Source organism: Chthoniobacterales bacterium (assembly GCA_036569045.1).
In the GTDB taxonomy this organism is placed as follows: Bacteria; Verrucomicrobiota; Verrucomicrobiia; order Chthoniobacterales; family JAATET01; genus JAATET01.
In genome coordinates this window covers 26,287-36,478 of the sequence record DATCRI010000074.1, presented here as the reverse complement: position 1 = coordinate 36,478, position 10,192 = coordinate 26,287, and the positions used below count along the sequence as shown (strand labels likewise).

General features: G+C 63.4%; 13 protein-coding genes. 10 read left to right on the top strand and 3 right to left on the bottom strand.

Annotation, left to right across the window (positions count from 1 at the left end; translation table 11 throughout):
* From VIM61_13590 to VIM61_13545, 10 genes are all read left to right on the top strand, one after another.
* Window positions 1–351: hypothetical protein (locus VIM61_13590; protein HEY8901439.1), on the top strand; the 351-nt coding region annotated here is incomplete at its 5' end.
* Window positions 348–671 carry a hypothetical protein gene (locus VIM61_13585; protein ID HEY8901438.1) on the top strand — a complete coding sequence of 108 codons (324 nt, stop codon included), beginning with the start codon at window positions 348–350 and terminating at the stop codon, window positions 669–671. The genes VIM61_13590 and VIM61_13585, both read left to right, overlap by 4 nt.
* Before the next feature lie 59 nt (window positions 672–730).
* On the top strand, window positions 731–1,546 hold the full coding sequence (gene trpA, locus VIM61_13580; GenBank protein HEY8901437.1) for a tryptophan synthase subunit alpha: 816 nt from the start codon (window positions 731–733) through the stop codon (window positions 1,544–1,546).
* Window positions 1,547–1,593: 47 nt separating this feature from the next.
* Window positions 1,594–2,580 carry a hypothetical protein gene (locus VIM61_13575; GenBank protein ID HEY8901436.1) on the top strand — a complete coding sequence of 329 codons (987 nt, stop codon included), beginning with the start codon at window positions 1,594–1,596 and terminating at the stop codon, window positions 2,578–2,580.
* A gap of 75 nt (window positions 2,581–2,655) precedes the next feature.
* Complete coding sequence (gene dapF, locus VIM61_13570) at window positions 2,656–3,471, top strand: diaminopimelate epimerase (GenBank protein HEY8901435.1); 816 nt, start codon at window positions 2,656–2,658, stop codon at window positions 3,469–3,471.
* Window positions 3,472–3,487: 16 nt separating this feature from the next.
* Window positions 3,488–4,369 carry a 4-hydroxy-tetrahydrodipicolinate synthase gene (dapA, locus tag VIM61_13565; protein HEY8901434.1) on the top strand — a complete coding sequence of 294 codons (882 nt, stop codon included), beginning with the start codon at window positions 3,488–3,490 and terminating at the stop codon, window positions 4,367–4,369.
* A 7-nt stretch (window positions 4,370–4,376) separates the two neighbouring features.
* On the top strand, window positions 4,377–5,114 hold the full coding sequence (gene dapB, locus VIM61_13560; GenBank protein HEY8901433.1) for a 4-hydroxy-tetrahydrodipicolinate reductase: 738 nt from the start codon (window positions 4,377–4,379) through the stop codon (window positions 5,112–5,114).
* Between the two features lie 6 nt (window positions 5,115–5,120).
* Window positions 5,121–5,627 carry a 2-amino-4-hydroxy-6-hydroxymethyldihydropteridine diphosphokinase gene (gene folK / locus VIM61_13555; GenBank protein HEY8901432.1) on the top strand — a complete coding sequence of 169 codons (507 nt, stop codon included), beginning with the start codon at window positions 5,121–5,123 and terminating at the stop codon, window positions 5,625–5,627.
* 33 nt (window positions 5,628–5,660) lie between these two features.
* Window positions 5,661–6,431, top strand: coding sequence for a 3-methyl-2-oxobutanoate hydroxymethyltransferase (gene panB / locus VIM61_13550; protein ID HEY8901431.1), 771 nt, complete (start codon window positions 5,661–5,663; stop codon window positions 6,429–6,431).
* 41 nt (window positions 6,432–6,472) lie between these two features.
* Window positions 6,473–6,874: a hypothetical protein gene (locus tag VIM61_13545; protein HEY8901430.1), complete on the top strand. Its 402-nt coding sequence runs from the start codon at window positions 6,473–6,475 to the stop codon at window positions 6,872–6,874.
* A gap of 34 nt (window positions 6,875–6,908) precedes the next feature.
* Here VIM61_13545 and VIM61_13540 read toward each other — a convergent pair whose 3' ends face one another.
* Genes VIM61_13540 through VIM61_13530 form a run of 3 tightly spaced genes read right to left on the bottom strand, consistent with a single transcriptional unit; the run spans window position 6,909 to window position 10,155 of the window.
* Entirely contained in the window at window positions 6,909–8,237 is a 1,329-nt protein-coding gene (locus VIM61_13540; protein HEY8901429.1) for a serine hydrolase domain-containing protein, read from the bottom strand.
* Window positions 8,238–8,291: 54 nt separating this feature from the next.
* Entirely contained in the window at window positions 8,292–9,254 is a 963-nt protein-coding gene (locus VIM61_13535) for an acetyl-CoA carboxylase carboxyltransferase subunit alpha (protein ID HEY8901428.1), read from the bottom strand.
* Between the two features lie 43 nt (window positions 9,255–9,297).
* Complete coding sequence (locus tag VIM61_13530) at window positions 9,298–10,155, bottom strand: LysM peptidoglycan-binding domain-containing protein (protein HEY8901427.1); 858 nt, start codon at window positions 10,153–10,155, stop codon at window positions 9,298–9,300.
* Between the last annotated feature and the right edge of the window lie 37 nt (window positions 10,156–10,192).

Sequence of the window (10,192 nt, the reverse complement as noted above, 5' to 3'; positions counted from 1 at the left end):
GGCTGGTTCTTCGTCCTTCTTTCCGCCATCCTCATTTTCGTCCTCATGCGACAGGCCTTTCGTCGCCTCGAAGCGGAGCAACGCAAGCGCGCCGCCCTGTTTCGCAAGACCGTCGAGGGCGCAAACCACATTCTCCGCAATTATCTCAACCAGATGCAGATCGTCACCATGGAGGCCGAGCAATCCCGGGATTTCGACCCGGAAATGATCAAGATCGCCCGCCGGATTTCCGAGGAAGCCGCCGGTGAACTCACGAAGCTGGAGGAGGTGACGACATTCACCTCCGACCACGTTGCGGCCGTCGTCTATCGAGATCAGCGGAGCGATTCGCGGACGGCGACCGACGCATGAGTGACGCCGTTCTTGCCGGGCTGTTTGTCGCCCTGTGCGTCGACATTTTTGCGTGGATCCTCATTTATCGCGCGGTTGAGCGGAGGGTGCAGAACCAGCATCCGGCGCACCATCCGGCCGTTTTCGGCACGGCGACCCGCCGCAAGAACGGGATGGATCGCTTCTTTTCGGTCGTGATGTTCCTGTTTCAGCAGGATCATGGCCTCATGGGCGATCGGCGGCTGGTCGGCCTCTGCCTCGCGTTGAAAATCGCAACCGCGCTGCTGCCGCTCATCTTCGTCTCGATGATGTTCGGCCCGTTCTTCCTCCGAGAGAAATAGGGCCACCGCGCGCAGTTCCCGTTTGCCGGCCTTGATCGGCGCGGTATTCTCGCCCTCCCATGAACCGCATCGATACCTGCTTTGAACGTCTGAAAGCCGCGAACCGCAGCGGGTTCATCGCCTTTCTGACCGGAGGCGATCCCTCCCTCGATGCGACGGTCGATCTCGTGCTCGGGCTCGAGCGCGCCGGGGTGGACATCGTCGAACTCGGCGTGCCGTTCTCCGATCCCCTCGCCGACGGCGCGACGATCCAGGCCGCCGCCGGCCGGGCCCTCGCCGCCGGCGCCACCACATCGGGCGTGCTCGAATGCGTCCGCCGGATTCGCGAGAAATCGGAGATTCCTCTCGTCCTCTTCACGTATCTGAATCCCGTCTACACCTACGGCTTCGAGCGTTTTCACGTGGATGCCGCCGCGGCCGGAGCCGATGGCGTGCTGCTGCTCGACCTGCCGCCGGACGAGGTCGGCACGGACGCGGAGTTTCAGCGTCCTTCGGGTCTGCGGGCGATCCGCCTGATCGCGCCGACGACCCCCGTGGACCGCATTGCCCTGCTCGCCGGCGCGGCGGAGGGCTTCATCTACTATGTCTCGCGCGAAGGCGTGACGGGCGAGCAGGCGGCGCTGTCGGACACCATCGGCGCGCAGGTCGCGGAAATCCGCCGCCACACCTCATTGCCGGTCGCCGTAGGCTTTGGAATTTCGACGCCGGAACAGGCCGCCGAAGTCGCGCGCAGCGGCGACGCCGCGGTCGTGGGGAGTGCCATCGTCCGGCGCATCGGCGAATTCGGCAACGATCCCGACCTCGTCGCGCGGATCGAGGATTTCGTCCGCCCCCTTGCCGCGGCTGCCCACGGCGTGGGTCGTCCTTCGTCTTAGTTGCAATTCGTCTGCATGGGGTGAAGGTGGAATTCTGCCTCCTGCCCATGTGTCGCCGCCCGATTGTTGCCCTTCTTTCCCTCATCTTGCTCGTCCTGCCTCTCGGAGCGAAGGCCGAGTGGGTGTGGAGCCGTCAGGTGCTCTCCGGAGTCGGCAAGATTTCCGCCCTCGCTTACGGCGACGGGCGATTCGTCGCCGGGACGTCGACCGGCTATCTGCTCACCTCGTTCGACGCAGAGAATTGGACTGTGGCCCGGCCTGCCACGAGACAAATCAACGCCGTAACCTTCGGGCAACATCGCTTCGTCGCCCTCGTGAGCGGAACGAGTCGGATCGGCGTGACGGTCCTTTATTCCGGCAACGGATTCTCCTGGAGCTACGCCGACCGCGTCGCGAACCGCAAACGCTTCCAAGGCAGCTACAATCTGACCGAAGTCGCCGCCATTGACGATCGCTTCGTGGCCCTCGGGTCGAATTCGCGTGCCTTTGCGGCGTCCGCTCACGGGAATCGCTGGCAATACCCGCTCGATGGCGATCGTTCCAGAGGGCTGGCCAGCTCGGTGACTGGCCTTACCGCCCGCCGAAATTACCTCCTGTGCAGTTCGCTTGCCGGGGCTACGATCCAAAGCTCGAAGGACGGCGCCGAGTGGGAAACCGAGTTTCAGACGACCGCGCGGGGGCCGGCGCGGGGCATCGCGGCGCAGCGGCCCGGCCGGCGGGTGGTTTGTGTCGGCGAGAACGGGCTTTGCCTCACCTCGGCGAATGGCGGCAAAACGTGGCGGGCGCATCCCTTCGGTTCCACCGACCTGCTCGGCGTTGCGTGGGCCGGGAATCTCTTTCTCGCGTTCTCGGACAAGGGCGTTTTCAGCACGCCGAGCGGTCCGACCTGGACGAGGCAGCTCTGGGTTTCTCGGAACGCCGACCATCTGCGCGCGGTCGTCGGCGGCGCGGGACGATATGTCGCGGCCGGCGCGAATGGATCGAAGGCTCTGATCATGGTGAGCACTGGCGTGCCCGCGCCTCCCTCGCCGTGACGCAGGCCGGTTGCCGGCGAAGCAGGGCACGCTTGCCTCCCGGCGTTCCAGAGTTAATCTGGTTGGTTCCGATCCATGACACTTTCCTTCACTAAGATGAACGGCGCGGGCAACGATTTCGTGATGCTCGACAACCGCGATTCCGCCCTTTCCCTCGATCGCGCGCAGATCGCCCACCTTTGCGACCGCCACCGTGGCGTGGGCGCCGACGGCCTGTTGCTCGTCGAGCCGGCGGAAAACGGCGCGGACTTCCGCATGCGTTACTACAATGCCGATGGCGGCGAGGCCGAAATGTGCGGCAATGGCGCCCGGTGTTTCGCCCGCTATGCCCGGCGCGTTTCCGCGTTCGATGGGGCGTCGATTTCCTTCGAGACGCCTGCCGGCGTGATCGGCGCGGTGTGCGAGGGCGACGAAGTGCGGATCAACATGAGCACGCCGCATTCGTTCGCGCCGGTCACCACGCTCGACATCGATGGCGAGCCGGTGATCGTCCATTTTCTCAACACCGGCGTGCCGCATGCCGTCATTTTCGTCGAGGATCTCGAGACGACCGCCGTGAAGCGCCTCGGCTCCGCAATCCGGCATCACGCCCACTTCGCGCCCCGCGGCACGAACGTGAATTTCGTCCAGATCGAGGGGCCCGACGCCATCGCCATTCGCACCTACGAACGCGGCGTCGAGGACGAGACGCTCGCCTGTGGCACGGGCGTGGTCGCCTGCGCGCTCATCCATTCTCTCGCGAGCGGCGTCGCCTCGCCGATCCGCGTTCGCGTGCGCGGCGGCGACACCCTGCGGGTCGGTTTCGAGGCTGGCGCGTCGGACGGCGAATTCCAGGCCGTCACCCTCACCGGTCCGGCCGATTTCGTCTTCGACGGAACGGTGACGCTCTGATTACTTTTTCCCTCCCATGTTTGAAGGCACCCATACCGCCCTCGTCACCCCGTTTCGCGACGATCAATTCGATGTCGACGCCTTCCGCAAGCTCATCGAGTTCCAGATTGCCGAGGGCATTTCCGGCATCGTGCCCGTCGGCACGACCGGGGAATCGCCCACCGTCTCGCACGAAGAGCACAACGAGGTGATCCGCGTCGCCGTGGAAACCGCCGCCGGCCGCTGCAAGGTGATCGCCGGCGCGGGCTCGAATTCCACCCGCGAAGCCATCGCACTCTCGACCGAGGCCGAAAAGCTCGGCGCGGATGCCGTTCTTTCCGTGGCGCCCTACTACAACAAGCCGTCGCCCGAGGGCCTTTACCGCCATTTCCGCGCGATCGCCGAGTCGGTAAAGATCCCGGTCGTTCTCTACAGCATCCCGAGCCGCAGCGGCATCGAGATCGGCGTGGAGACCTGCGTGCGCCTCGCGAAGGACTGCCCGAATATTGTCGCGATCAAGGAGTCCGGCGGCAGCATGGACCGGGTGAACCAGCTCCGCCTGCGCCTGCCGGAGTCGTTCGAGATTCTTTCCGGCGATGACTACGCGACCCTGCAATTCATGGCCGCCGGCGCGGTCGGCGTCATCAGCGTCGCGTCGAATATCATTCCTCGCGAGGTCGTCCACATGGTGAATTCCTGGCTCGCCGGCAAGCCCGCCGGCGCACAGAAGCTCCACCGGAAATACTACCGCTTTTTCCACGACATTTTCATCGAGCCGAATCCGGCCCCGATCAAATTCGCCCTCGCCCAGCAGGGCCGCATGACCCCTGACGTCCGCCTGCCACTTTGCGAAATGACCGCCGCCAGCCAGGAGCGCCTGCTCGCGTCGTTGCGCGAATACGGCCTCATCCCCGCCTGATCTCGCCATGCCGTTGCGTCTTCTCATCAATGGGGCCCGTGGTCGCATGGGACAGGCCCTCATCTCCTGCGCCGCCCGCGATCCCGAGCTCGAAGTCACGGCCCGGGTCGACGAGTCGGACGCATTCGCCCCCGCGCTAGCGCTCTGCGACGCCGTCATCGATTTCACCCACGCGCCGGTCACGGTCGGCGTGACCGAGGCCTGCGTGGCCGCCGGCAAGCCGCTCGTGATCGGCACGACCGGCCACGACGACGCCCAGCGCGCCGCCATCACCGCCGGAGCGGCCCATATTCCGATCGTATTCGCCCCGAATTTCAGCATTGGCGTGAACACCCTGTTCTGGCTCACCCGGAAGGCGACCGAGATTCTCGGCCCCGAATTCGATCTCGAGGTCGTCGAAATGCATCACCGCCTCAAGAAGGACTCCCCGAGCGGCACCGCCCGCCGTCTGGCGGAGATTCTGGCCGAGGTTCGCGAGCTCGATTACGCGAAGGACGTCCGTCATGGCCGCGAAGGCATGGTCGGCGAGCGCACGCCCGTCGAGATTGGCATGCACGCCATCCGTGGCGGCGACGTGGTCGGCGACCACACGGTGATTTACGCCAACGTCGGTGAGCGCGTCGAACTGACCCACAAGGCTTCGTCCCGTGACACTTTTGCCAACGGCGCCCTGCGCGCGGCGAAATGGGCGTTCACGCGTGGACCCGGCCTCTACGACATGCAGGACGTCCTCGGTCTCCGCTAGACGACCATGCGCGCAGGCATCGCACTCGGGTCCAATCTCGGGGATCGCGTCGCCCATCTGCAAGCCGCCGTCGCCGCGATCCGGACGTTTGCAGAACCTCCGGTGCTGGTGTCCCGAATTTATGAAACGCCTCCCGTCGACTGTCCGGCGGATTCTCCCATGTTCCTGAATGCCGCGATCGAGATCGGATTTTCCGGCGAACCGCGGGATCTGCTGCAGCGCCTTCAGGCCATCGAGCAATTTCACGATCGTCCGGCGAACCACGGACGAAATACGCCGCGAACCGTGGATCTGGACATCCTCTACGCCGATGATTTGGAACTTCACGAGCCGGATCTGGAGCTTCCTCACCCGCGACTGATGGACCGACTGTTCGTGCTAATGCCTCTCGGCGATATCGTTCCCAACCGCCATTTCGCTAAGGAAGGCCCATCCGTTGCTCAACAACGGGACAGGCTCAGAACTTTCGCGGAGGATGAAATTCTGATTCGCGAAGAATCTCTTTTAAAGTGAGATAGATGCAATTTTTACGGAAATAACTTAATTATGAAATCCCTTTCCGAGGCCTATCGTCACTTGAAAAGCGACCGTCATTCCGTGGTGGCTCTGACGGCTTACGACTATCCGACCGGGCGGCTTCTCGATGAGAGCGGCGTAGATTTGATTCTGGTGGGCGACTCGCTGGGGATGGTCGTCCTTGGGTTTCCGGACACGACCGAGGTTTCCATTTCGGACATGCTTCACCACACCCGGGCGGTTGCTCGCGGCGTCTCCCGGGCCACCCTGGTGGCTGACCTTCCCAAGGATGCCTACGAGAATCCGGAACTCGCCCTTGCCAATGCTCGCCTCCTGATCGAGGCAGGCGCGCATGCGGTGAAGCTCGAGGGCGGCGCAGCCCATGCCGGCACGATTGCGGCATTGGTCGAGGCCGGCATTCCGGTTCTGGCGCATATCGGGATGCTGCCGCAGCAGATTCGCGAGGAGGGCGGCTACAAGATCAAGGGGCGCACTCCCCAGCAGGCGGAGGGGCTGGTGGAGGATGCGCGCGCCGTGGAGCAGGCCGGCGCGTTCGCCGTGGTGCTCGAGCTGGTGACTCCTCCCCTCGCCCGCGAAATTTCCGAAATGCTGGCCATTCCGACGATTGGCATTGGAAGCGGCGAAGGTTGCGACGGCCAGATTCGCGTGCTCCACGACGTCATTGGGCTTTATCCGTGGTTCCGCCCGAAGTTTGTCGAAGCGAAGGCCGACGTTGCGGGCGTGATTCAGGACGCGGTGCGTTCGTATGCGAAGGACGTGCGCGGAGATTCCGCACCGTGAGCGTTGCGAACCTGCCCTTTCCGACATAGAAAGTCCGGTCCATGAAACGCCTTTTTGCCTGCCTTCTTCTCGCCGCGGCCGTTCCGCACGCCTCGTTTGCCGAACTTCCACCATCCGCCTACGAGAAGATGCAGAGCACGGCTCCGGAAGTCTTTCGCGTGAAAGTGCTTCGCGTCGACGTCGAGCCCACGGAAGATTCCGCCGTCCGTGAAGTTACGATGCTCGCGCAGGTGCTGAAGGTCGGCCGTTCGCATCAGAAGGTGAAGCCAGACGATCTCATCACCATCAAATACCGGGTCACCGCGCGCGAGCCTGGCTGGGTCGGTCCAGGCGAAGTCCCGATTCTCAAGGAAGATGCCGAGACCGTGGCCTACCTCAAGCCAAACGCCGAGGCGACGGAATATGCGCCCGCCGCCGGTGCAATGACCTTCGACCGTTTCTGAGTCCTTCGCGGATTCCCACGACCGAAAGCTGGACTCAGGGAATTCGGGGCGACTTTGCGATCAGGTTTCGAAGAATTTTCAGAGCGATGGCGTCGACGGATTCCGCGGAATTCGAAAGGACCAAGATCCCGTGTTGGCCGGATTCGTCGAATCCGATGAAGCTGCGGAACCCGCCGGTCCCTCCGTTGTGCCAGAAAATCGGGCCTCCCGCTCCCTTGAAAGTCGAGACGATCCACCCCATGGCGATGGCCCGATCGCGCCCCATCGGGAACAGGGGTTCGTGGGACTGGCGCAGGCTGGCCGCCAACGGGGAGTTCTTCGGCCGCATTTGGGCGCGAAGATATGCGAGCATGTCGGAGCCGCTCGAGCGCAGGCCGCCCGCGCCTTCAAAGTTTCCAGGGCTGGTCCAGAAATTCGAGCGCAGGCCCACGACTATCGCCCCCAATTTCTCCACGGCGCGATAGCCCGCGGCCAGATTTTCCTCCTGTTGAGCGGTGAGATTGATCGCGGTGTTCTTCATGCGTAACGGGCCGCAAATTTCCGCCAGCGCCATTTCTTCGTAATCCCGCCCGACCTGCCTCGCAATCATCCAGCCCAGCAGAGCCGCGCCAAAATTCGAATAGCTCGAACGCGAGCCGGGCTCGAATTCAAGCGCCGCGCCCTGCAGGGCACGGAGGTAATCCTCCTCGGTCAGCCCGGCATAGGGATCCCCGCCGTAGAGCAGCATGGCGAGAGCTCCGCGCCACATCGCGGCGGCGTTGCCAGGAAGGCGCGGCAGGCCGGACGAATGGGTGACGAGTTGCCGCAAGGTGATGTTGCTCACCGCCTCGGGAGGCAAAATTGTCGAAGGAAGAAGAGTGCCGATCGGACATTCGAGACCGAGGCGGCCTCGTTGAATTTCGATCGCCAGAAGCAAGCCGGTGAACGTCTTGGTGATCGATCCAATTTCAAACAGGGTATCGCCATTGACCGGACGGCCGGCAATGAGCGAAGTCCGACCAATTCCCATCAGGCAGGTTTCGTCCCCGTCGACAATGGCGGCGACCAATCCCACGGCTTTGCCAGTGCGAACGAAATCAGCGCACGGTTCCCGCAAAAACGTCGCTAACGACGAACTGCCATCGCTCCATTCGGGAACGGGCGTTTCGCGCACATTGACGGTAAAACCGATGAAGAGAAGCCCGGCAACGCACGCGGCGACGCCAGCCAATGCTCCGAAAAGAACCAGACGACAGACCCGGGATACCGGTTTGCGGCGAAGAGCCCAACCGGCCGCCAGGATCGCCATGAGCAGGGCGGTTGCTCCGACGGTGATCAGAACCGTTGCCGGCAGCCATTGAAACAGCAGCAGTTTCGACTCCATGGAATTCAATCAGAGAGTTCACTGCCGCAGCCGCCGTTTCGGCCTGTCCGCAGCTTAGGCCTCTTCGGCGAAGACGCCCATCCGGCGGAACTTCTCGTAACGCTGATCGAGCAATTTGTCGGTGGAAAGTTTGCTGGTTTCCTCGAGGGCGGCAACGATCGAGGCCTTGAGTAGATCGGCAGAGCCCTGCGGATCGTGGTGGGCGCCGCCGAGCGGCTCGGCGATCACGCCGTCGATCACGCCGAGCTCCATCAGGACGCCGGCATTGAGCTTGAGGGCCTCGGCTGCCTCGGGGGCGTGTTTGCGGTGCTTCCAGAGAATCGCGGCGCAACCCTCGGGGCTGATCACCGAGTAATAGGCGTTCTCCTGCATGAGCACACGATCGGAGACCCCGATGCCCAGCGCTCCGCCGGACCCGCCCTCGCCGATCACGACGCTGACGATCGGCACGCGGAGAAGCATCATTTCCCGCAGGTTCACGGCGATCGCCTCGGCGATGTGGCGCTCCTCGGCACCGACGCCGGGATAGGCCCCGGGGGTGTCGATGAGGGTGACGATGGGCAGGTTGAATTTCTCGGCGAGGCGCATGAGGCGCAGCGCCTTGCGGTAGCCCTCGGGATGCGGGCTGCCAAAGTTGCGGAGAAGGTTTTCCTTCACGTCGCGGCCTTTTTGCTGACCGATGACCACGCACCTGATGCCCCCGATGGTGGCCAGGCCAGCCGGCATGGAGGCGTCGTCACCGAAGACGCGGTCGCCGTGGAGTTCGACGAAATCCGTAAATGCGAGGTCGATGTAATCGAGGAAGAAAGGGCGCTGAATGTGGCGGGCGATCTGCACACGCTGCCATGCGTTGAGGTTTTCGTAAATCTCGCGGCGCGTGGCTTCGATGCGTTCCGCGATCTCGCGAACCTGCGGGGCCATGTCGATATCCTGGCCTTGCAGGTGTTTCTTGATGTCTTCGAGCTTGTGTTCGAGCTCGACGACAGGCTTTTCAAAATCCAGCGGGGTGACCCTCATACTTCGTGATAATTTGTGGCGAACGGCGGATGCGCGTCGCGGCTTATTGAATCGTGACGGGAGTCTTCCTCGTCACCAATGGGAAAATTTCCTCGATATCCTCCTGGGAGACGACCATTCCGGGGGGCATGGGCGCGGGCTGGCCGTTCGAGGCCGTCTCGGGGCGGCCTCGAATGACGGCGTTGGCCATATCCAGCATGATCCAGCGGTCACTGCCGACGTAGCCGCGGCTGCCGAAGGCGACCCGCTCGGAGCCGTTGACGGCGACCTTGTCCTTGACCGCGGTGCTGACGGGGTCCTTGCCGCGGGCGGCGGCAGGCAGCTCCATCGAAAGCAGCGGGTATTCCTTGAGGAGCTGGCCGCCGTTCAGGAGCGAGAGGGTCTTCGCCTTGCGATCGAGCACAAGGGCGGTATCGAGCTCGGGAATGCGAAGCTGCTGACCGATCGAGAGATCGATGCTGGAAAGATTGTTCGAGCGGAGAATGAGCTCGGCGTTGGATTTCGTCTTCGACGCCACCCGCACCAGCGAATCACCGGCGACGACGACGTAATCGACTTTTTCGGGCCCGGGAGCGCTCGTGTAGATGAACGACATGCTGATCTCGCCAAGGGCGTCCTTCGCGTCACCGATCCCGGTGGACTCCGGATATTGGGCGATGAAGTTGCGAAGGGCCTCGCGGGCTTCCACGGTCTTGCCGGCCTTCAACAGCGCGAGCGCCTTTTTCAGCGCGGGCAGGCTGTAATCCGGTGGCGGCGTGGGCGGTGGAGCCTCGGCAACAGCCCTGGCCTCTTCGCGGTCGGCCTTTTCGGGCTTGTAATAGAGCTGGTAGGCGAAAAATCCCGCCGTTCCGAAGATCGCGGCCGCAAAGACGAGCACGATGAGGAACTTGATCAACTTCATTGCGGAAAGACTGCCCTTGGCTGGCGCGGTTTGAAAG

What these genes read in the sequence shown, in the direction of transcription:
- VIM61_13545 (HEY8901430.1), top strand. Translation starts at nt 6,473, where the DNA reads ATGAAACGCCTTTTTGCCTGCCTTCTTCTCGCCGCGGCCGTTCCGCAC.
- dapF (HEY8901435.1), top strand. Translation starts at nt 2,656, where the DNA reads ATGACACTTTCCTTCACTAAGATGAACGGCGCGGGCAACGATTTCGTG.
- dapB (HEY8901433.1), top strand. Translation starts at nt 4,377, where the DNA reads ATGCCGTTGCGTCTTCTCATCAATGGGGCCCGTGGTCGCATGGGACAG.
- panB (HEY8901431.1), top strand. Translation starts at nt 5,661, where the DNA reads ATGAAATCCCTTTCCGAGGCCTATCGTCACTTGAAAAGCGACCGTCAT.
- dapA (HEY8901434.1), top strand. Translation starts at nt 3,488, where the DNA reads ATGTTTGAAGGCACCCATACCGCCCTCGTCACCCCGTTTCGCGACGAT.
- VIM61_13535 (HEY8901428.1), bottom strand. Translation starts at nt 9,254, where the DNA reads ATGAGGGTCACCCCGCTGGATTTTGAAAAGCCTGTCGTCGAGCTCGAA.
- VIM61_13540 (HEY8901429.1), bottom strand. Translation starts at nt 8,237, where the DNA reads ATGGAGTCGAAACTGCTGCTGTTTCAATGGCTGCCGGCAACGGTTCTG.
- VIM61_13575 (HEY8901436.1), top strand. Translation starts at nt 1,594, where the DNA reads ATGTGTCGCCGCCCGATTGTTGCCCTTCTTTCCCTCATCTTGCTCGTC.
- folK (HEY8901432.1), top strand. Translation starts at nt 5,121, where the DNA reads ATGCGCGCAGGCATCGCACTCGGGTCCAATCTCGGGGATCGCGTCGCC.
- trpA (HEY8901437.1), top strand. Translation starts at nt 731, where the DNA reads ATGAACCGCATCGATACCTGCTTTGAACGTCTGAAAGCCGCGAACCGC.
- VIM61_13530 (HEY8901427.1), bottom strand. Translation starts at nt 10,155, where the DNA reads ATGAAGTTGATCAAGTTCCTCATCGTGCTCGTCTTTGCGGCCGCGATC.
- VIM61_13585 (HEY8901438.1), top strand. Translation starts at nt 348, where the DNA reads ATGAGTGACGCCGTTCTTGCCGGGCTGTTTGTCGCCCTGTGCGTCGAC.